The sequence below is a fragment of the Pseudomonas corrugata genome, assembly GCF_001269905.1.
GTDB lineage: Bacteria > Pseudomonadota > Gammaproteobacteria > Pseudomonadales > Pseudomonadaceae > Aquipseudomonas > Aquipseudomonas corrugata.
Genome location: NZ_LHVK01000022.1, coordinates 22,302 through 43,450, shown reverse-complemented (window position 1 = coordinate 43,450; position 21,149 = coordinate 22,302). Strand labels below are relative to the sequence as shown.

At 62.6% G+C, this 21,149-nt stretch carries 19 protein-coding genes; 5 read left to right on the top strand and 14 right to left on the bottom strand.

Annotation, left to right across the window (positions count from 1 at the left end):
• Positions 1-12: 12 nt before the first annotated feature.
• Genes AD665_RS22785 through AD665_RS27470 form a run of 7 tightly spaced genes read right to left on the bottom strand, consistent with a single transcriptional unit; the run spans position 13 to position 6,153 of the window.
• Positions 13-615 carry an amino acid synthesis family protein gene (locus AD665_RS22785; RefSeq protein WP_024777294.1) on the bottom strand — a complete coding sequence of 201 codons (603 nt, stop codon included), beginning with the start codon at positions 613-615 and terminating at the stop codon, positions 13-15.
• A gap of 14 nt (positions 616-629) precedes the next feature.
• Positions 630-1,079, bottom strand: a complete 450-nt coding sequence (locus tag AD665_RS22780; RefSeq protein ID WP_024777295.1) for a VOC family protein — start codon at positions 1,077-1,079, stop codon at positions 630-632.
• 11 nt (positions 1,080-1,090) lie between these two features.
• Positions 1,091-2,131, bottom strand: a complete 1,041-nt coding sequence (locus AD665_RS22775; protein WP_024777296.1) for a YCF48-related protein — start codon at positions 2,129-2,131, stop codon at positions 1,091-1,093.
• 12 nt (positions 2,132-2,143) lie between these two features.
• Positions 2,144-2,938 carry an SDR family NAD(P)-dependent oxidoreductase gene (locus AD665_RS22770; RefSeq protein WP_024777297.1) on the bottom strand — a complete coding sequence of 265 codons (795 nt, stop codon included), beginning with the start codon at positions 2,936-2,938 and terminating at the stop codon, positions 2,144-2,146.
• 26 nt (positions 2,939-2,964) lie between these two features.
• On the bottom strand, positions 2,965-4,455 hold the full coding sequence (locus tag AD665_RS22765) for an aldehyde dehydrogenase family protein (RefSeq protein WP_053193892.1): 1,491 nt from the start codon (positions 4,453-4,455) through the stop codon (positions 2,965-2,967).
• 10 nt (positions 4,456-4,465) lie between these two features.
• The gene (locus tag AD665_RS22760; RefSeq protein ID WP_024777299.1) at positions 4,466-6,007 is read right to left on the bottom strand and encodes an acetolactate synthase large subunit; all 1,542 of its coding nucleotides are present in this window, start codon (positions 6,005-6,007) and stop codon (positions 4,466-4,468) included.
• Positions 6,004-6,153, bottom strand: coding sequence for a hypothetical protein (locus AD665_RS27470; RefSeq protein WP_155514795.1), 150 nt, complete (start codon positions 6,151-6,153; stop codon positions 6,004-6,006). The genes AD665_RS22760 and AD665_RS27470 overlap by 4 nt, the downstream gene beginning before the upstream one ends.
• Before the next feature lie 126 nt (positions 6,154-6,279).
• On the opposite strand from AD665_RS27470, the gene AD665_RS22755 reads away from it, so the two are divergent.
• Positions 6,280-7,038, top strand: coding sequence for an IclR family transcriptional regulator (locus tag AD665_RS22755; RefSeq protein WP_024777300.1), 759 nt, complete (start codon positions 6,280-6,282; stop codon positions 7,036-7,038).
• 40 nt (positions 7,039-7,078) lie between these two features.
• Here AD665_RS22755 and AD665_RS22750 read toward each other — a convergent pair whose 3' ends face one another.
• The 4 genes from AD665_RS22750 to AD665_RS22735 all read right to left on the bottom strand — a co-directional run bounded on the left by AD665_RS22750 (position 7,079) and on the right by AD665_RS22735 (position 12,809).
• Positions 7,079-8,404, bottom strand: a complete 1,326-nt coding sequence (locus tag AD665_RS22750) for an alginate export family protein (RefSeq protein ID WP_053193890.1) — start codon at positions 8,402-8,404, stop codon at positions 7,079-7,081.
• A gap of 85 nt (positions 8,405-8,489) precedes the next feature.
• Positions 8,490-9,839: an aminotransferase class III-fold pyridoxal phosphate-dependent enzyme gene (locus AD665_RS22745; RefSeq protein WP_053193887.1), complete on the bottom strand. Its 1,350-nt coding sequence runs from the start codon at positions 9,837-9,839 to the stop codon at positions 8,490-8,492.
• Positions 9,840-9,850: 11 nt separating this feature from the next.
• Positions 9,851-11,272: an aldehyde dehydrogenase family protein gene (locus tag AD665_RS22740; protein ID WP_053193884.1), complete on the bottom strand. Its 1,422-nt coding sequence runs from the start codon at positions 11,270-11,272 to the stop codon at positions 9,851-9,853.
• Between the two features lie 88 nt (positions 11,273-11,360).
• Positions 11,361-12,809 carry an APC family permease gene (locus AD665_RS22735; protein WP_024777304.1) on the bottom strand — a complete coding sequence of 483 codons (1,449 nt, stop codon included), beginning with the start codon at positions 12,807-12,809 and terminating at the stop codon, positions 11,361-11,363.
• A 361-nt stretch (positions 12,810-13,170) separates the two neighbouring features.
• Between AD665_RS22735 and AD665_RS22730 the strand changes: the two genes are divergently transcribed.
• Positions 13,171-15,222, top strand: a complete 2,052-nt coding sequence (locus AD665_RS22730) for a methyl-accepting chemotaxis protein (protein WP_053193882.1) — start codon at positions 13,171-13,173, stop codon at positions 15,220-15,222.
• Between the two features lie 18 nt (positions 15,223-15,240).
• On the opposite strand, the gene AD665_RS22725 is transcribed toward AD665_RS22730, so the two are convergent.
• Positions 15,241-16,095: a LysR family transcriptional regulator gene (locus tag AD665_RS22725; RefSeq protein ID WP_024777306.1), complete on the bottom strand. Its 855-nt coding sequence runs from the start codon at positions 16,093-16,095 to the stop codon at positions 15,241-15,243.
• A 74-nt stretch (positions 16,096-16,169) separates the two neighbouring features.
• On the opposite strand from AD665_RS22725, the gene AD665_RS22720 reads away from it, so the two are divergent.
• On the top strand, positions 16,170-17,090 hold the full coding sequence (locus AD665_RS22720) for a DMT family transporter (RefSeq protein WP_053193879.1): 921 nt from the start codon (positions 16,170-16,172) through the stop codon (positions 17,088-17,090).
• A 175-nt stretch (positions 17,091-17,265) separates the two neighbouring features.
• On the opposite strand, the gene AD665_RS22715 is transcribed toward AD665_RS22720, so the two are convergent.
• Positions 17,266-18,045 (bottom strand): DeoR/GlpR family DNA-binding transcription regulator, encoded by a 780-nt coding sequence (locus tag AD665_RS22715; protein WP_024777308.1) that lies wholly within the window; start codon positions 18,043-18,045, stop codon positions 17,266-17,268.
• A 160-nt stretch (positions 18,046-18,205) separates the two neighbouring features.
• Here AD665_RS22715 and AD665_RS28310 point away from each other — a divergent pair, with 160 nt between their 5' ends.
• Together AD665_RS28310 and AD665_RS22710 are read left to right on the top strand one after the other, a co-directional pair.
• Positions 18,206-18,307: a small membrane protein YohP gene (locus tag AD665_RS28310; protein ID WP_448649300.1), complete on the top strand. Its 102-nt coding sequence runs from the start codon at positions 18,206-18,208 to the stop codon at positions 18,305-18,307.
• A gap of 180 nt (positions 18,308-18,487) precedes the next feature.
• Positions 18,488-20,155 (top strand): diguanylate cyclase domain-containing protein, encoded by a 1,668-nt coding sequence (locus AD665_RS22710; RefSeq protein WP_338107578.1) that lies wholly within the window; start codon positions 18,488-18,490, stop codon positions 20,153-20,155.
• Between the two features lie 214 nt (positions 20,156-20,369).
• Here the strand turns inward: AD665_RS22710 and AD665_RS22705 are convergent, their stop codons facing one another.
• Positions 20,370-21,143 (bottom strand): enoyl-CoA hydratase, encoded by a 774-nt coding sequence (locus AD665_RS22705; RefSeq protein ID WP_024777310.1) that lies wholly within the window; start codon positions 21,141-21,143, stop codon positions 20,370-20,372.
• Between the last annotated feature and the right edge of the window lie 6 nt (positions 21,144-21,149).

Sequence of the window (21,149 nt, the reverse complement as noted above, 5' to 3'; positions counted from 1 at the left end):
GATCAACGCCCCTTAATACAAGCCGTCGTTGCCCTTGACGTCCGCGGCTTGCAGGCCGCCCAGACGCGCGTGCAAACGCCCACGGGTGGCGAACGCCCAGATGATGACCAGTTCGTCAGCAGAGGGGCCGTCGCCAAATGAAAGCGAAATGCTGTCGTAGTGCGAACGCACGTACAGCGCATCCTTGTGAGCCAGCGGCACGTCGATGGTCACGCCAGGGCCGCCACGCTTGCCGGTGGACGGTACCCAGGACTTGCCGCCGCCCAGGGCGACACGAATCGGATCCGCCGCCGGATTGGTCAACAGCGCATTGCCATGCTCATACTCGCCCTGGCTGCCGACCAGGCACGCCTTGCCATAGCTGACGATCTCGTGCTCGCCCGCCAGTGCCTGGATGCGCCGACCGAACTCCTGGCCCAGCAAGGGCGACGGCTCGATCAACTCGGCCAGGCTTTCGCTGAAGCGCCCGGCATAGGGATTGGCGATCACGGCGCCAATGGCATATTTGAACAAGGGCTCGCCATCGGCCAGTTGGCCACTTTCGTTGGCCAGGGTTTCTTCGACGAAGCTGTACCATTTACGGATGTGGTAAGTAGCAAAATTCGCGGTTTTCATGGCTCGGTGCTCTTTCAAAGTGGATCGAGATCAAACTTGCGACTGGGTGCTCCGGCGGCCCTGAAACGGGCCTTGCCGCGCTCATCGTCATGTTCAGTCTCGAGGAAGAATTCCATGCGGTTGCCGTCGGGGTCGTTGAAGTACACGCCATTGCCGATTTCGTGATCGGTGATTTTCACCACTTCGATCCCCTTGCTGAGCAACATGCCGTACAGCTGGCGCAGCGTGGTCAAGTCACCTGCGATTTCCAGCCCGTAGTGCTGCAATCCCAGGCCACCCTGATGGGCCCCCGGCTCGGCGCGGAGTAACGCGATGTCGTGGTGCTTGGCACCGAACGCCATCATGATCCAGCTCTCCCCCCGGGCACTTTCGTGCATGCCCAGCACATCGGCGTACCAGCGTGCCGACGTTTCCGGGTCGCGAACGAACAGCGACAGGTGAGTACGAACGACCTCGACTTTCATCGCGCGATACCTCAGTTCTTCTTGATGATGGATTGGTGCCCGGACTTGATCTGCGCCACCGCCGGCGTCCAGAGCACATCAGCGATCTCACTGAACTCACGCCACTGCTTCTGCCAGCCGTCACCGCCGTTCTCGGAAGTGAACAGGTGCCCGTACTTGGTGCCGGCGACGATCTGGCGCGGATCAGCCGGGTTGCAGGCAATCGCCCAGACGCACGAATTGGGTTGCTGCGGCAGTGGCAACACCTCCCAACTGACCGCCGCATCGCGGGAGACGAGCACTTTGCTGGTGGTGCCGGGCGTGCCGTCGGAAATGCTCAGGTAGAGCGTGTTCTCGCTGCCCAACGGTGCGTTCATGGCCCGCACGTAGTACAAGCCGAAAGTTTCGCGGGCAATGATCCCGGTCCAGGTCTGTCCTTCATCGAGGCTGCGGTAGACCGCGTTGACGCACACCACCACGATGACTTTCTGGCCATGGTTGGGCAGCACCAGGATGTTGTGGACATCCGAGTTGAAGTCCCACAGCAGTCGGTCGTCGACGCGGGTCCAACTGTCTCCGCCATCGTGGCTGTGGAACAGGCCACCCTCTTCCAGGCCGAACCAGAGCTGGTTGCGATCCGTGGGGTCATAGGCGAAAGCCAGCAAGCGTGGTCGACTGACACCCTCGCAGAACTCCGGAATTTCCACCGGGGCACGGTCCCAGCTCCGGCCACCGTCGAGGGTGCGCCAGAGCACGGCTCGGGAAGGAGCGCCCGTACCGACGAAGATGCGCTGGGCATCCGCCGGATCCACGGCCACCTTCCACACGGTCTGGCCGTTGAACGGCGAGTCCACCTGCTGCCAGTGACCTCCGGTGTCGTGGCTGACGCACAGGCCGACGTCGGTGCCGGCATAGATCACTTCAGGCGTGCCAGGGTGGACACTCAGGGATCGGGTGATTGCATCGAACTCAAGGTCCTGCCCCAGGCCCAGGCGGTGCCAGGTGCGGCCGTCGTCGGCACTGCGGATCACCGCCTGCCCGACGGTGGCGACCAAAAGGGTTCCGTTACTCATTGCTGCTGCTCCTCAAATGAAGATGCCACGTGTCAGGCCGCCATCGATGCCGATGGATTCGCCCGTCACCGCGCCGGCCTTGGGCGATGCCAGGAAGCCGATCAGCCATCCCATTTCGATGGGCGCGAGGGTGCGTCGGATCGGCGTCGCGTCGATGTAGCCCTGCTCGACCTGCCCCGGTGTCTTGCCCTGCTTGATCCCTTCGCGTTCGTACAGCTCCTGGATGTGCGGGGTGTCCACCACGCCGGGGTGGATAAGGTTGACGGTGATGCCGGCTGGGCCGAGCTGGTCGGAGAGCGTCTTGGTCATGTGGGCAATGGCCAGGTTGCGCATCCCCGAGAGGACCTTGCTGCCGCGACCGGTCAGGCCGCCGATGTTGATGATGCGACCGAAGCCGCCCGCCTTCATGTGCGGGGTCACGGCCTTGGCACACCGGAAATAGCCGATGACCTTGGTGTTGAGGTCCGAGAGCAGTTCATCGTCGCCCGCGTGCTCGATGTCATTGCGCACCACGCCGGACGGCGCCGCGGCACCGTTGACCAGGATGTCGATGCGGCCGAAGTGCTTGTGGGCGGCGTGCACCATGTCGGACACGGCCGACATCTGGTTGGTGTCACAGAACAGCGGCAGCACTTCGTTGCCGGTCTCTGCGGTGATTTCTTCAGCGGCCTGTTCGAGATACTCCATGCGCCGCGCGCAGATCACCACCTTGCAACCTTCCTGGGACAGAAAGCGTGCGACTTCCTTGCCGATGCCCATGCCACCGCCGGTGACGATGGCCACGCGGCCTTGTAATTCCAGATCCATAGCAGTTCCTCTTGTGATTGTTCGGCTCAGGCGAGATCGACGAAAACACTTTTGGTTTCGGTGTAGGCGTCGATCACGTTCTTGCTCATTTCCCGTCCCCATCCGGACTGTTTGTAGCCACCGAATGGCGAGGCCGGGTCGACGACGTTCCAGCAGTTGATCCACACCGAACCGGCCTTCAGCTGCGCGGCTATGCGGTGCGCGGAGCGCAAGTCCCGGGTCCAGAGACCGGCCGCCAGGCCGTAGGGCGAGTCGTTGGCCCGCAGGACCAGCTCATCGACCTCGGTCCAGCTCATGACAGTCAGCACCGGGCCGAAGATTTCCTCGCGGGCGACGCAGGCCCGCTCGGCGCGGTCAAGGAACACGCTGGGCTGAATGAAATGGCCGCGCTCCAGGTGGGCCGGCCGGTCGCCGCCGCAGATCAGCTCGGCGCCTTCTTCCTGGCCCCGCTGCAGATAGCCACGGACCGAGCCCAGTTGGCGGGCCGACACCAGCGGCCCCATGCTGCTGGCCGGATCCAGCCCAGGGCCCAACACATGGGCGGCTGCGTGGCGCTGGAGCTCTTCCAGTACCTGGTCGAGGACGCTGGCGTGCACATACAGACGCGAGCCGGCGGTGCAGACCTGGCCCTGGTTGTAGAAGATGCCATCGGCGGCGCCCTTGGCGGCGCGCACGATATCGGCGTCGGGCAAGATGATGTTGGGCGACTTTCCGCCGAGCTCCAGGGACACCTTTTTCATGTTGCCGGTGGCCGCTTGAGCGATCAGCCGACCGACTTGGGTCGAACCGGTAAAGGCGATCTTGTCCACGTCCGGGTGCCCGGCCAGCGGCGCGCCGGTATGGGCGCCCAGGCCGGTGATCAGGTTGACCACCCCGGCCGGGAAGCCGGCGGCCTCGATCAACTGCACCAGGCGAATCGCAGCCAGGGGCGTCTGTTCGGCCGGCTTGAGCACCGCGACGCAACCGGTCGCCAGCACCGGGCCGAGCTTCCACACGCACATGGTCAACGGGAAGTTCCAAGGCACGATCAATGCGCAGACACCCACGGGCTCACGCACGGTGTAATTGAGCATCGGCGCGCCGCTGGCGGGAGACACCGGGTGCGTGCTGCCCTCGATCTTGGTCGGCCAGCCGGCAAAATAACGAATTATGTTGGCGGCGCTGGCCGCTTCACCGCGGGCAATGGCAATCGGCTTGCCGTTCTCCAGCGTGATCAACTGGGCCAGTTCTTCGCGGTGCTGATCCAGCAATTCCGCCAGGCGGAACAACAACAGGCCACGCTGGGCCGGCGAATGCTGCGCCCACGGCCCGGTGAAAGCTGCGCGGGCCGCTGCGACGGCCGCGTCGACATCGCGTTCACCGCCTTCCGCCACTTCAGCCACGCTGCTTTCGCTGGCCGGGTTTTCCACGGCAAACCGGCGACCGCTGGCGGCGTCCTGCCAGGTGCCGCCAATGAACAAGCGGCCGGGTTGCGCAAGGAATTTCTCGACGGCAGGTAACAATTGGATCTGGCTCATATCCCCTCCTTCACAGCGCCATTTCAATCAGGCAAGGACCGCCATCGACGGCCGCATTGGCCAAGGCGCGTTGCAATTCGGCATTGGTGTGCACCGTGCTCGCCGCCAGGCCGTAGCCCTTGGCCAGGGCCTTCCAATCGATGCGTGGACGGTCCAGCACGGTCAGGCTCAGGGCTTCGGGACCGAAATCGGTCATGCCAAACCGGCGCAACTCGTTCTGCAAAATTGCGTAGCGATGGTTGGCGGCGATCAGAATCACCACCGGCAGCTGTTCCCGGGCGATGCTCCACAGGGTCTGGATGGTGTACTGGGCACTGCCGTCCGATTGCAGGCAGAACACCCGATTGCCTCGCTCGGCCAGCGCAGCACCGAACCCCACCGGAATGCCCTGGCCGATGGCGCCCCCGGTATTGGTCAGCACCCGATGCCGTGCGGCACGGGCCGACGCGGTGAAGAACGGGTAGCCGCAAGTGCCACCCTCCACCGAGACAATGCAGTCATCCGGCAACGAAGCGGCCAACACCTGCCCTATCGACTGCGGGGTCAACTCGTCGGTGGCGGGCGGCAACTCGACACCCATCGGCGTCGGCACGAAGGCCGGTGCTTCCAGTGCATCGGCCAGTGCGGTGAGTGCACCGGCCACGTCGTCCCCGACGTCGGCCAGGTAAAGCAGGCGATCACGTTCCGCCAGGCGAGAAGGAATACCTTCGTAGCCGAAGTAACTGATCGGCTCTGGAATGCCGGCACACACCACCGCGTCGTATTGGTCCAGGACGCCGATGGCCACTTCGGGGAAATAGGGCAAGCGATCCAGGTCCGGCAGACCACCGCCGCGATAGCTCAAGCGCGGGAAGGTTTCGGCGAACAGGTGCACGCCGGGCAATCGCGCCAGGCGTCCCGCGGCTTCAAGGCCGGCAACCGACAGGCCCTGGTCACCCACGATAAACACCAGCCGCTGACCATTGCGCAGTGCCTGGGCGATGGCTTCGATCCGGTCACCGGCAAACCGCCGAACCGGCGCGTGCAAGGTGCTGAAGGCCGTTTCCCGCGCCACTTCGTTGGCTTGCAGGTCCATCGGCAGGATCAGGCTGGCGATCTGGCCCTTGGCTTGCCAGGCGGACCGCACGGCCTCCTGGAGATCCTCGCCGATACCCGATGCCGTGCGCGAGGTACGCACCCAGCCGGAGACGCTCCCGGCCAATGCCTGGATATCGCTGGCCAGCGGCGGATCGTAGTTGACGTGCCAGGAGGCGTGATCGCCGATGACGTTGACAATCGGCGTGTTGGCGCGACGGGCGTTGTGCAGGTTGGCAATGCCGTTGGCGAAACCAGGCCCCAGGTGCGTCAGGGTCATCGCCGGCTTGCCGGCAATCCGGCCGTAACCGTCCGCGGCGCCGGTGCACACACCTTCGAACAAGGACAGGACCGGCTTGAGGGCCGGGGCGCTGGCCATGGCGGCCACCAGGGGGATTTCGGTCGTTCCGGGGTTGGCGAAGCAGTACTCGATACCGCTTGCCACCGCCGCCTTCACTATCAATTGCGCGCCATTCATTTCCAGCCCTCTTGTTCGAGCGTTTGCAATGGCTGAGATTTATCACACATCAAAACCAACAAAACAAGTATTTTATTTGCATAAAGCTCGTATTTTGAGATTAACGTGAGTTTATAGCGCATCACAACCTGCAAATCCGCTTGCATTTCTCAAGCTCTGGAGTAACGTGGCAGCGCTTGCATCAGCCGGTGAGCAGGCTTTCCATCCCAGGCGCGTCTACCTATAGTGCTCACCAAACGGCCAGCCACGCGCCCTTCCCCTTTAGGAGCCAAATGAGCAGTCTGAGTAAAATGTTGAGTGTCCTGGACCTGTTCGGCCCGCAACGGTTGAAGATCGACCCCGACACCATCGCCGAGCACATGGGCCTCTCACGGGCGACCGTGTACCGCTACGTCAAGGACCTGTGCGACGCCGGCCTGCTGAGTCGGGTGGATGCCGGCAGCTATGGCCTGGGTCCACGGATCATCGAGCTGGACTGGATGATGCGGCAGTACGATCCGATCCTTGTGGCCGGCCGCGAGCTGATGCACGAGCTGTCCGAAGAAACCGGCCTGGCAGTGTTCGCCAGCGTTTTCTACGACGGTCACATCATCAACACCTACATCGCCGAACCCACTGACACGTACCGCTTTGCCTTCGGTCGCGGCCAGCCGCTGCCGTTTTTTCGCGGTGCGCAGTCCAAGGTTCTGATCGCCTTCCAGAAGAGCCGGCGCCTGCAACGCCTGTACGACGAGCACCTGGCCAACGACCCGGACAATCCCTACGACTGGGCCAGCTTTTCCAAGGCGGCGAAAAAGATCCGCAAGGATGGCTACTGCCTGACCCATGACGAACTCAACCAGGGACTGACCGGTATCGCCGCGCCGATCATCAATTCCGAGATCGACGAGGTGGTGGGCAGCCTTTCCGCGGTCGGCAGCACCCAGAGCTTCAAGCTGCTGCGCCAGGAAACCGTGGTTGAAATGGTGATGGAGACCACCCGGCGCATTGCCGAAAAAATGCAGAATCCACCCGCTCCCCTTCAGCGCTAGACCGCGACGCCGCGGCGTCATGACAGCCGCAGCCCGTGCCTCAGAACGGAACGGCCACACTCACCTGGCTGTACACGTTGGTGCCGTTGCCGGTGGCTTGATTGCCGCCTGTGGTCGAGTCCCGGTCCGGTTTGTAGAGCCCTATGAGCGGGGTGACGATCAGGTGCGGATTGACGGCCCACTCGGCATAGAGGTCCAGCTCCCGCGCATCCAGGTCCAGCGCATTGCTTTTGCGCACCGTGTTGAAATCGAAGAACAGCACGCCGAGGGTCAGGTTCTCCAGTGGGGCGGCCTTCAGGCCGACGTGGTGGATGGCGGTATTGCTGTTGAATGGCCCGGCGTAGTTGCCGGCCACTTCGCCCTGGAACCAGGTCCCGTAGCCGGTACTCTGGCCGGTAAACAGCGAGTCCCATTTCTGCGAGTAGCGGGAATAGCGGTATGTCAGTTTCGGTGACCAGGTCACGTCGGCAAAGGTATATCCGGCCTCGGCGTACCAGGCTTTCTCGGGACCGGCGTCCTTGTCTTGCCAGGCATATTCAAACGCCAGGCTGGCGTTCTCGATGCCTGCGTCACCCTCACCGCGAATGCTGTAGACGTTCATGCCTTTGCGTTGTTTCTGGAAATCACTGGCCCAGCGGTCACTCACGTCAATGCCATGGACCCAGGTCAGCCCCAGCGTTCCGGCCTTGGCGGTGTAGTCCAGGGTACTGGCGGCCAGTTCGGTTTCGGCCTGGGCGCGGTTGTCGGACTTGAGCCACGCCACACTGCCATGCACACCGTCCTGCCCACCCAGGCGCACCACGGCGGTTTGGTCGAAAGCGTGTCGAGCCGCCAGGTAATAGGCGCCACCGCGGTTCAGGCGGCCATCGGCGGGTCCCTTGCCCATGTTCGGCCCGTCGTCGTTGATCAAGAATCCCCTGCCCAACTTGACCACCTGGCGTCCGCCGGAGATGTCGACGCCGTCCTGGCCCAACAGCGGGAACAGATCGGCGGATCGCCAGCCCAGGTAAGCGTCTTCGATTTTCGTGGTCCGCTCGGTGCCCAGGCTGTTCCCCGCCGCGTCACCGTCTCCCCAGGTCGCGGAACTGACCAGGCTGAATGCGCCGTAGGCGGTGCCACGGCCGGCCAGGGCCTGATCGCCACTCACGCCATACTTGATGAAACCTTCCCGCCAGGTAGACCCGCCCGGTGTGCCGTCGTAGTTCTTGCGGCTGTTGAAATGACCGAACACCGCCAGCAGGTCGGCGTTGAGGTGGCTGTCTTCGTCGGCGTACAGCTCATAGGCCTGGGCCTGGCCCATGGCGCAGAACGCCAACGTGCAGGCGAGACCGCTGCTGAAAAATTCAATACGCGATGGATACCGCATGGCTGAAGCTCCTTGTGGTGCGCCTTTCAAAGGCTGTCTTGGCGATTCGTGAAGCCGGTGCAGATGACCGCACCGGCTTTGCAGGTCAGCGGCAGGTGGCCAGGCCGTGATCGAGGGCCCGAACGATCAAACCGGCTTCTTCTGATGTCAGGGTCAGCGGCGGCGACAAGACGATCTTGTTGCCGATCGGACGCACCAGCACACCGCCACGGCGCGCTTCATCGGCAATCCGCGTAGCAAGGCCGGTCGCCGGATCGAGGGGCTCGCGGGTGGCCTTGTCCGTTACCAGGTCCAGGGCGATCATCAAGCCCTTGCCGCGCGCCTCACCGACCACCGCGTAGCGCTCCGCCAGCGGTTGCAGCTGCTCCAGCAACTGAGCGCCGATTTTCCCGGCGTTGCCCGGCAGATCCTCGGCCTCGACAATGTCCAGCACCGCCAGGGCCGCGGCACACGCGGTCGGGTGGCCGCTATAGGTGTAGCCATGCATGATCACACTGCTGAACCCCGGCCCGCTCTCAATGGCATCGGCGATCCGCTGGTTGAACACCGTGGCGCCCATCGGGATGTAACCGGCGGTGATGCCCTTGGCCAGGCACAACACGTCCGGCGCGACGCCCCAACCCCGACTGCCGAGCATGCAACCCGTGCGGCCGAACCCCGTCACCACTTCATCGGCGATCAACAGAATGCCGTGGCGATCGCAGACTTCCCGCAGCCTCTTCCAGTAGTTCGCCGGCGGCACGATGACGCCGCCCGCCCCCTGCACCGGTTCGGCGATCAGCGCAGCGATGGTTTGCCCGCCCAACAGCGCGATCTGGTCTTCCAACTGACGAATGCAGTGGGCAGTCAGTTCTTCCGGATCGCGGCAATCCCAGGGGTTGCGATACAGCCACGGCGTGTCGAGCAAATGGCAGCCCGCGAGCAATGGCCCGTGGTTGTAGTGATACACACCGTTACCGCCCACCGAAGTGCCGCCCATGTGCACGCCGTGGTAACCGTTGCGCAATGACAGGAAACGGGTACGCCCCGGCTCGCCGCTGGCGATCCAGTACTGGCGGGCCATTTTCAATGCGGTCTCCACCGCGTCCGAACCACCGGCGCTGAACAGCACCCTGGCCATGTTCTCCTGGGCAAACATCGAGATCAGCCGCTCAGCCAGGTCGAACACCCGCGGATGGGCGATGCCATCGAACGTCTGGTAATACGCCAGTTCGTCCAGTTGCGCGGCAATGGCGGCCTTTACCGAGGCTCGATTGTGGCCCACGTTGACGTTCCACAAGCCGCCGACGCCGTCGAGCATGCGCTGGCCGTCGATATCAGTGATGTAGTTGCCGTCTCCCTTGGCGATGATCAGGGTTTTCGAACGCTGGGCCGGTGCCGCGGAGCTCATCGGATGCCAGAACTTCTTCTGCGCTGTCTTGTATTGCTCGTACATGATTCAAGTCCTCACTCAGTTTCACGGGTGCGTACAAACAGCAGTTGTTGGCCTGTGAACTCCAGCAACCCTTCAAGACCGAACTCGACACCGAACCCGGACATTTTGCTGCCGCCAAAAGGCGTATTCGGTTGGATCTGCGCGTGACAGTTGACCCAGGCCACGCCGCTTTCCAGGCGACTGGCCAAGGCCTGTGCCTGCTCGACGTTGCCACCCCATACCGAGCCTCCCAAGCCCATGTCGCTGGCATTGGCGCGGCGCAGCACATCCTCGACATCCTGATAGGCAATCAGCGGCAGGACCGGACCGAACTGTTCTTCATCGACCAGGCGATGCCCGTCTGTCACATCGGCCACCAGGGTCGGTGGATAGAAAAACCCCGGCCGGTCCAACCGAGCACCGCCGCACAACACCCGGCCGCCATGGGCACGGGCATCGGCGACCAGCGCCTCGACCAGTTCCAGCTGTTCAAGGTTCTGCACCGGCCCGAAAGTGACGCCGGGCTCCAGGCCGTCACCCACCACCTGGCGCGCAGCGATCCGCACCAGCGCGTCGGCAAAGGCCTCGTATTGGGATTGGTGGATGTACAGGCGCTTGAGGGCGGCACAGGTCTGGCCCATGTTCAGGAAGGCGGCCTGGAAAATGTCTTCGGCCACGGCCTCCACCGGGGTGCCGGGCAACACGATGGCGGCGTCATTACCCCCCAGCTCCAGCGTCAGGCGCTTGAGATTGCTCGCGGCGCCGCGCATCACGCTCTGGCCGGTGGCCGTCGAGCCGGTGAATACGATCTTGTGGATGCCGGCATGAGAGGTGATCGCGCTGCCGAAACCCTGTTCTCCGGTCACGACGTTGATCACGCCCTTGGGCACATGCCGGGCGATAAGGTGCACCAGGCTCAGGGTGCTCAAGGGGGTGAGGCTGGACGGTTTGCTGATCACGCAATTGCCGGCCCGCAGCGCCGGCATGATGTGCCAGATGGCGATCATGAACGGCCAGTTCCAAGGCGTGATCGAGGCCACCACCCCCAACGGCTTGCGGTGCAGCTCGATACGCTGGGTCGGGGTTTCTTCCACCCGCTCCACCGGAATCTGCTGTTCGGCGGTGTAGCGCGTCCAGGCCACCGCCCCCATGACTTCGAAAAGCGCGAGAGCCAGCGGCTTGCCCTGCTCTTGGACAATCAATCGTGCCAACGCCTCGGCTTGCGCTTCGATGTCCGCGGCGATGCCCAGCAAGCGCTCCCGCCGGTCTTCGTGCGTGCTGTGGCGCCACTCGCTGAAAGCCGCCTGGGCTGCATCGACCGCCAGGTCCAACTGGGCCAGGGAGCCGGCGGGGCAGCGGGCAAAGGCGCTGCCGGTGGCCGGGTTGATGACATCGAAGCCACCCTGTTCGCCGCTGACCGCAACCCCGTTGATGAGCATTTGATAATCGTGCATCAGTACCTCCCTTTCGCGCGCGGACGGGCCGTCCCGTACCGCGCGGACCGGTATTTTTCGTGAGAATTGAACAGTGCCGCGTGAGGCCCTAAAGTTTGTGGCTACCCAACGCCATGAACCGCTCGGGGGAAATCCTGCGCAGCCGGATCGCCAGGCCTACACCGACAATCAGCGCGACGGGGATGATGGCGCAGAGGGCGTAGGACAGCAGCGCGCTGGCCCCGGTCAGCACGTCGAAATGAATCACCGCCAGCGCCAGGACCACCAACAATGCCAGGCAGGAAAAAACCGGCAGGATCCGTCCGCGCCAAACCCCGAGCTTCAGTTCCGGGTGACGTTGGAAATACACCACCACTGCGGCCGAGGTCAGCGCCATCAGCAGGATCACGCACAGGGTCGCCAGGTTGGAGAACCAGGCGAACAGTTGCAGGATCGGGTCGGCATCCAGCGCGGCGAAAATCAGCACCACCACGGCGGCAATCAGGCTTTGCAGCGCCGAGCCCATGTGCGGGCTCTGGTGGACGCGGTGGGTCGTGCCCAATTGGCGATGCAGCAGCCCGTCACGCCCAATGGCGTAGAAATAACGGGCCGCGGCATTGTGGAACGCCAGCAGTCCGGCATAGATGCTGACCATGAACAGGATACGGATGACCTGGGTCAGGTACGGGCCGACAAAGTGATCGGACATGCCATAGATGAACGTGGTCGGGTCCTGCAATGCCTGCAACGTCGGGACAATCTTGTCCGCCCCCACGCCCACCACCATGGCCCACACCGACAAGGCATAGAAGCCGCCGATCAACAGCACCGAGCTATAGGTGGCAATCGGAATGGTGCGGTGCGGATCCCGGGCTTCTTCGCCATAAATGGTGGTGGCCTCAAAGCCGATAAAGGCGGCGAAACAGAACAGCAGGCCAATGGACGGCGTGCCGCTGAACACGTGGCTGCGGTCGAACGAATCGAAATTGATGCCACTGTCGCCGCCGGTCTTGAGGATGGCGAAGTCCAGGATCAGGATGGCCAGGTACTCGGCGATGACCACCACCGAGAGCACCCGCGCAGAGAGGTCGATCTTGCGATAGCCAAGAATCGCCACGCTCGCCATGGCCATCAGCGAATAAGCCCACCAGGGCAGCTCCAGGCCGAACACGCTGGCCATCGTGCCGCTGACGACTCCGCCGAACATGCCGTACAGGCCGACCTGAAGGATGTTGTAGGCGAACATTGCCAATACCCCCGCCGCGCCGCCGGCCAGACCGCCCAGGCCGCGGGATGTAAAGGCGTAGAAACCGCCGGCGTTGGTCATGTGCCGGGACATGGCGGTGTATCCCGCCGAGAACGCCAGTAACACCAGCAGGGCCAGGATCAACAACGCCGGCGTACCGGCACCGTTACCCAGCATGATGCCGATGGGGAAGCCCCCCGCGATGACACTCAGTGGGCTCGCCGCCGATACCACAAAGAAGATGATGAAGCCGACACCCAAGGCGCCTCGCTTCAACTCCGTGGAGCTGCTGATCGGAAAAGATACGCTCATTTTTTTAACCTTATTGTATGAGGCCGCTGTTGCAGGATCGGTGCACGCCAGACTTACCGTTCCGCACAGACTTGTTGTGTGTTGCCGGGGTCGATCCTATGCCCTCGCCAAAACCGTTCGCTATCCCAAATCGGCAGCATCGGGAGCCTCGCCCCAAAGTGGGGCAGCCTTGAAGTCCGGTACCCGGCAGTTGCTGCCGATTCGGGCTAACGGCGCGGACATTGCGTCCAGCAAGATGGCCTCGCCGGCCTTGAACCAAGTGCCGGGTACCCAACAATAACAATCAGGTGGGACGCGCCTTCCAACGCCACCCCAGGCTTTGTCTGCGTGCGATCTGAAGCCTCCAGCAGGAAGTCCCGGCATGTTCTTCGCGCGTCTCAGTATTCAGTGGCGGATCACACTCTTGAGTGGATTGTCCCTCCTGGCCGTCGTCGGCGCGCTGACCGGCGCGTCCCTGTACCAGAACCAACAGAGCGCAAAGTTGTTGAAGCATCAGAGCAGTCTTCTGCTGGGCCGGTCAGCCCTGGAGCGCTTGCAGGCCCAAGCCCTCGCCCATGGCCAGCGGGTGGAGCGTTTTTTCAACGAAACAGCGCTGTATGGGGAAGGATTCGCCCAAGAGGTTCTGCAGCTACGCGCCCAAACCCTGGATGGGCGATTGACCGCCACCCAACTGCGCCAGGCGCTGATCGGCGCCGCCCGCCGGGCTCTGCTTAAACGCGAGAAGATCCTCGGGCTGTACGTTGTGTTGTTGCCTGACGCGCTCGCCGGAGCCGATGCCGGTTTCTCCGGCCAGCGGAACCTGGCCGGGAACGAAAGGGGACGCTTTGCCTTGTATTGGTCGCAAAGCCAGCCTGGGCAACTGGTTCAGGAAGTGCTCAGCGAAGCCCAGATCATTGCCAACACTGCGCCGCCAGGCAGCGAGCCGGGGAACGCCTGGTACTTCTGCCCACAGACCGAGCGGCGTACCTGCATGACGGAACCCTACGAGGTTGAAGTCGAGGGCCGGAAAACTCTCATGAGCAGCATCTCGATCCCGTTGATGGACAACGGCCAGGCCATTGGCGTCGTGGGTATGGACATCAGCCTCGATACCCTGCAGAAGCTCGCCGCGACCCTGGCCGATGACCTGTATCCAGGCCATAGCGAGATCAGCATTCTGTCCCCGTCGGGCCAGCCTGCCGGCCACAGCGGCAGCGTGTCGGAGACCTCGGTCGACGTGCATCAGGCTGTGCAGACGGTCGCCAACAGCGCCCCCTGGCAGTTGCAGATACGCGTTCCCGAGGCGTTGGTTCAGGCGCCGGCCTTGCAGATGCAGGCTCAGTTGGATGAAAGGCAGCAATACGCCAACTGGGTCAATCTCGGACTGGGACTGCTGGCCGGCGGGCTGGGATTGTCACTCATATGGCTGACCGCCTACGGCGTGACTCGACCGCTGCTCAGCGTCGCCGACATGCTCAATGCCATTGTCGAAGGCGATGGCGACCTTACCCGGCGCCTGCCCGACCACCGCAGCGACGAGCTGGGCCAACTGGCCAATGGGTTCAACCGCTTCCTCGCCAAACTGCAACCCATCATCCGCGATATCCAGCAAGCCTCTCGAGACACCCGCAACACTGCCGACACCTCCTCGCAAGTGGCCCAGGAGGTGAGCACCGGCATGTCCAGGCAGTACCGGGATGTCGAACTGGCCGCCACCGCCCTGCATGAAATGAGCGCCAGCGCCCAAGAAGTAGCCCGTCATTCCCATCAAGCGGCCGATGCGGCCACTCGCGCCGAAAGTGCCAGCCGATCCGGACGAGCCCTGTTCGCCAACGCTTTCAGCAGTATCGGCACCCTTGATCAAAGCCTCGAAACCACCCTCGGTCAGGTGCAGACCCTCGCCGACAACAGCCAGCAGATCAACCAAGTGTTGGATGTGATCTGCGCCATCGCCCAGCAGACCAACCTGTTAGCCCTCAATGCTGCGATTGAAGCGGCCAGGGCCGGTGAACAGGGGCGCGGCTTCGCAGTGGTGGCCGACGAAGTCCGGCACCTGGCCAGCAACACCCAGAACTCGGTCGAACATATCCGCAGGGTGATCGAAGCGCTGCAACAGCTCAGCCAGGAGGTGGTGCACAACACCCAACTCAGCCGTGAACTGGCCAGGGGCAGCGTGGTTCAGGTCGAACAGACCCAGGTGGCGCTGCAGAACATCAGCGACGCCGTGGAAGTGATCGAACAAATGAACCAGCAGATCGCCAGCGCTGCCCTGGAACAAAGCTCAGTGGTCGAAGACATCAGTCATCGCGTCAGCGACATCCGCACGATCAGCGAAACATTGACCAGCCGGATGCAGGACGCGTCGCAAGCCAGCCTCCAGCTCTATGAGATGGCGAACCATCAGCAGCAACGGGTGGGGCATTTCCGCACCTGAGGGACGTACCGACAGTCCCTAGAGCCGAAACAGCTGCCCCATGGCCTGGCCCAGCAGATCCACCGCTGCATCGGTCTCGCCGATGCGCGAGCGCATGAACACCACCTCATGCTCCGGGATGACCGGCAGGCCGGCGAGTATCTGCATCTTCTCCGTCACACGGGCGCGATCGATCAGGCTGATTGCCAATCCGGCCTCGACGCACGCCTTGACGGCCTGGTTGGAGGGACTCTCCAGCACGATGCGCACCTTGCGTCCACTGTGCCTGAGCGATTCGAGCATGGCTTGTCGGTAAGGGCATTGTGCCGCGTGCACGGCCAGTGGGAGCGGCTGCGATGAGGCCAGCATCATGTTGATCGGTCCGACCCAGACGGGCGCTGTGGGTACCAGCACCTGCCCTGGCGCGTCCGGCCGTTCCTTCGGCCGGGTAACGACAGCCGCCTGGAGTTTTCCACGCTGCACCAGGTCCTGTAGCGCATAGCTGGGGGCAGTCTTGAGCTCCAGCACCACGTTCGGCCAGGCCGCTACGAACGTCGGAAGAATGTCACGGATGACATGGTTCGCATATTCGTCCGGCACCCCCAGGCTGATGCGTCCAGCCAGACGGTTGCCATGCAGGTCGGCCAGCACCCGGTCGTGGGCGCTCAGCAGCTCTGTGGTCGACACGAGCAGGCGCTTGCCCAGCGCCGTCAGCGAGACCGACTGATTATCACGGTTGAGCAAGCGCCCCCCGGCAACCGTCTCCAGCCGCTGCACGTGCACGCTCACCGCCGCCGGGCTTTTATGCAGGTGTTCTGCCGCGGCGCTGAACTTGCCGATACGCGCGACGGCGTGAAATGTACGAATCAGCTCAATGTCGAGTACGGCCGCCATGATTCACCTTTTATGAAGGACTGCTGCAATACATTTTGATTTATCAGATTACGCCGTTTTTGTAGCGTGGAGTCATGAAAGCGACCCCATGCACAGCCTCACCCCGTTCAGCCTGGTACTGGATGATTCCGTTACCCTTTCTGGAAGCCGCGTTGATCCTGACGTGGAGCTCCGGTTTTGTCGGCGCGCGCTTTTCCATCGATTACGCTCCTCCGTTGCTGGTGGTGTTCTGGCGCTGCTTGGTTGTCACGCTGGTACTGTTTCCCTTCGTCGCGAAGCAGTTACGACAGGCGACGGTGGCGGTGCTCCTGAAAAACGCCGGCATCGGCCTGCTGGCCATGGGGGGCTATCTCGCCGGCATTACCCAAGGCATTGCCCTGGGCGTGCCAGCGGGCCTTGCCGCGCTGTTTGCCGACCTTTTGCCGATGGGCATGGCGCTGTTGGCGGCTTGCGTACTCGGACAACGACTGGCCTGGCAGGTCTGGGCAGGCCTGATAATCGGCCTGGCTGGCGCTGCGCTGGCCACCCACGGTGCACTCACCTGGGGAAACGCGCCAGGGTGGGCCTACGCCCTGCCCCTGCTGGGCATGCTTTCCCTGGCTGTCGCGACCTTGTGGCAAAAGTATTTGCCAGCGTCCGAATCACTGGGCCTGATGCCCAACCTTTGGCTGCAATGCTGTGTTTCGGGCGTGGTATTCGCTCTTCTTGAAGGCATACCGGCTAGCCTGGTTCCGATACCCAGCGCCGGGTTTGCCTTGAGCGTGCTATGGACGGTAGGGTTGTCCACGATAGGCGGCTATGGGCTCTATTGGCTCTGCCTGCGCCGCGCAACTGCCACTCGCGTTGCGAGCATCCTCTACCTCAGCCCACCGGTTACGATGCTTTGGGCGTGGGCCATGTTCAACGAACCACTGTCGTGGCCGATGGCATTGGGAATACTGGTGTCCGGGGGCGGCATCTGGATGGTCGTTCGCGTCGAGGCCCGGCAAGCCTAATGCCAATCAGTTAAGCCACAACCTGTGGGAGTAAAGCTTGCTCGCGATTGCGGTAAGTCAGTCAGCAACAATGTTGACTGGTCTGTCGCTGTCGCGAGCAAGCTTTGCTCCCACAGGATTTGCGCCGTTTGCTCCTCAACTGACTGGCATTGGGGCAAGCCCGACAGCCAGCGACTTAACGAGCGGCCGTGACGACATTGGAGATCCGGTTGAAAAACGGCTCCAGGCGCTCCCGCGGCGCATCGTGTTCCACCACCAGGGTAGACACTTCGCCACACGCGGCCACTTGATAATGCGCAACGCTGGAGAGTTTTTCGTTGGTCACTGCCACGACCACCTGGCCGCTCGCCGCGACCACTGCGCGCTTGAACTCGGCGTCGTCCAGGCCGAAGGCTGTAATGCCGTTGTCCGGATCGATGGCGCAAGCGCCGAGAAAGCACAGGTCGAAACTGAACTGCCGTAGTTGCTGTGCTGCAGCCAGCCCGATTGCGCCTCCCGCGACAGTGTTCAAGCGCCCGCCCAACACGATGACCTCGGCGCGAGGCAACTTCATCAGTTGCACCGCAATCAACGGCGAGTTGGTGGTGATGGTGAGCGGGAGCTGGGGATCAATGGCGCAGGCGATAGCGAGGTTGGTCGACCCGGCATCGATGAAAACGTGCTGGCCGGCGCTCAGCAACGAGACAGCGGTCTGGCCGAGACAGTCCTTGCGTCCGGCATCCTGCCTGACGCGAACACCTATCGGTCGTTCCGCCGCAGGCAGCAGGATAGCGCCACCATACACGCGCTTGCACAACCCTGCCGCCGCCAGCGCGCCCAGGTCACGTCGGATCGAGTGCTCGGATACATTCAGTTCACTGGCCAGGTCAGCCGCAATCACACGGCCATATCGGGCAAGGCGTTCGCTGATCAATTGCTGGCGTTCGCCGGGAAATACGTCGTTGGATGAGCCCATGAGTTCACAATCCGCACAATCGAGCAACAATGCTCGCAATCGAGCAATAATGCCGCTTATGTCGAGGATCGTCAAACCGAGCATTCGGATAGGTGGAAGCCATCGAAAAATAATCGAAACGAGCTCCCGCACCAGAGGTCTAGACCATTAAGCCCATCCGATGAGAGCACTTCCCATGTTGAAATTTCTTGGCAGTACCGTTGGCATTATTTTCCTGATCGGCCTGATCGTGGTCATCGCGCTACTCAAATTCATCTTCTGACTGAAACAGCTGCCGGGTTTGGGTCGCGCGTCTCCCGTGCGTCGTGAGCCCGGCGGATATTCTCCTGCTTTGTGCGCCAACTACCTATCGAGTCAGCGTGGAGACGGCGCGTAGCCATCTCCATTTACCGACTGCAGTACCCTGGACGAGGGAATTCTGAGACGATAACGAAACAACAGGATGCCAGGGACCCAGGTATTCGATTCCATCCCTTTGGCGGCTCACATGTATTCCCTTCCCTTTCAGAGTTTACGAGCGCGACTTGCGCTGACTGTCGCATTGGTCGTGCTGGTCCTCAGTTGCCTGTTCGGTACCGTTATAGGCGAATCGTCCATCTCCAGGCTCAAAGGCAAAACCGGTCTTCAACTGAGCGAATATGCGTACTCGATGGTTGATCGCCTTGATCGCGACATGAGTAACCGGTCAAAGGCGCTCACCGTCCTGAGTCAGTTGGAGACATTGCGCAACGCTGCGAACATCGACGAAGCACGGGCACTGCTCAATCATCTCAGCGATCAGTTCCCGAGCTATTCATGGATCGGCCTTACCGATGCCCATGGCACCGTGGTCGCCTCGACCGAAAGACTGCTCGAAGGCGTCGACATTTCACACCGCCCTGTCTTCGTCAATGGTCAGGACGAGGCCTTTATCGGCGATGTCCATGAGGCGGTCATGCTAGCGAAGCTGCTGCCCAACCCTTCCGGTGAAGCGATGAAGTTTGTCGACATCAGCATGCCAGTCCGGGACAACTCCGGCCAATTCATGGGAGTGCTGGCGGCGCACCTGTCGTGGAAGTGGGCTGACGAGGTTGGACGGTCATTGTTCGCACCCTTGCAAAAGCGCCTGCCTGGGCTGGAGTTCCTGGTGATCAGCAAAGATGGCACCGTCATCCTGGGGCCTGACGAAATGATCGGTAAACCTATCGGCATCACTGTCAACGAAGGTGTCGGGCAAAGCTGGTCGGTCAAGCGCTGGCAGGACGGTAACGTGTACATGGCAGGTTCGGCCCGGAGCGTTGGCGTCGGCGATTATCGCGGCCTGGGCTGGACTGTGGTCACGCGACAGCCGACTGAAGCGGCTTTCGCTGAAGCGCATCGATTGCGTAACGATATCCTCATGTGGGGTGCCCTGCTGTCCGTCCTGTTTGCCGTGATCGGGTGGTTTGTCGCGGGCATCATTACCGGCCCCATCAATAAAATCGCCGAGGCGGCCGCCCGGCTGTCCGAGGGCGCCGATGTCAGCATCCCTCTGCTCAAGGGCAGTCGGGAGGTCGAAACGCTGAGTGTTGCGATCCGCCACCTCGTCGACAGCCTGACCAGAAAGAGAGGCCAACTGGCGGTGGTCGAAGGCATTGCCTATCGCGATGTCGTCACTGGCCTGCCTAACCGGGCGGCCCTGAACAAGTATGTCGAAGCCGTGGGTCGCGAAGTTGAAACACAGTGCGACTTCGGCGTGCTGTGCGTGGATCTCGACGGTTTCAAACCCGTCAATGATGACTTCGGCCATGCCGCTGGCGACGCGTTACTTCATGAAGTCGGCATTCGGCTGCTGACGGCAGTGCGCGAGGGCGACATTGCCGTGCGCCACGGCGGGGACGAATTCGTGCTCCTGCTGCGCCTGAACAACGGAGAAACCCTGGCCAGCATCCAGGGCGCTGCGCAACGCATCCTGGCGAAGCTGGCCGAACCGGTCGTATTAGCCGGACAGTCGATCAAGATCGGTTGCAGTATCGGTGGGACGCTCTGGACCGGCGGCGCGTTTGCCGACGCACTGGCCCAGGCCGACGAAGCGCTGTACCGGGCCAAGCGTGCCGGCAAATCCCAGGCGAAGTTCCACGAGGCCGCGTAGCGAACCTGCCAGTCAAATGACTGCAAGCCGATAGGCCGCCATCGCGAGCCTGCTCGCGATGGCGGCGTGTCTACCACGGTGATGTTGGATGGACTGCCGTCTTCGCGGGCAAGCCCGGCTCCCACAGGATCCTGCGGCGTATGCAAAGGCTGCGTACAGCGCCGATCCCGTGTGGGAGCGAGCCTGCTCGCGATGGCGTCTGTCAGGGCGCCGCTTACTTGTCCTGGAACTCCGCCGGCCGCTTGGCCACGAAGGCCGCCATGCCTTCTTTCTGGTCCTGGGTCGCGAACGCCGCATGGAACACGCGTCGTTCGAAACGCACGCCTTCGGACAGGCTCACTTCAAACGCACGGTTGACGCTTTCCTTGACCATCATGCTGATCGGCACCGACTTGGAGGCGATCAGTGCAGCGGTTTTCAGGGCATCGTCCAACAGCTCATCAGCCGGTACAATCCGCGCCACGATGCCGCAACGTTCCGCCTCCACCGCATCGATGAAGCGTCCGGTCAGGCACATTTCCATGGCCTTGGCCTTGCCCACCGCCCGGGTCAGGCGCTGGGTGCCGCCCATGCCCGGCAGCACGCCAAGGTTGATCTCCGGCTGGCCGAACTTGGCATTGTCGCCGGCCAGGATAAAGTCGCACATCAGGGCCAGCTCACAACCGCCACCCAAGGCGAAGCCGTTCACCGCCGCGATGATCGGCTTGCGGCGGTTGGCCACGCGGTCGCTGTCGCTGAACAGGTCGTCGAGGTAGATCTGCGGATAGGTCAGCTCGGCCATTTCCTTGATATCGGCCCCGGCGGCGAAGGCTTTCTTCGAGCCGGTCAGTACGATGCAGCCGATCTTCGGGTCCGCTTCCAGGCTGTCCAGCGCGTGGTTCAACTCGCTGACGATCTGCGCGTTCAAGGCGTTCAGCGCCTGGGGCCGGTTGAGGGTGATCAGGCCGACGCGGTCCTTGATTTCCAACAAAATCGTTTCGTAGCTCATGCAGGA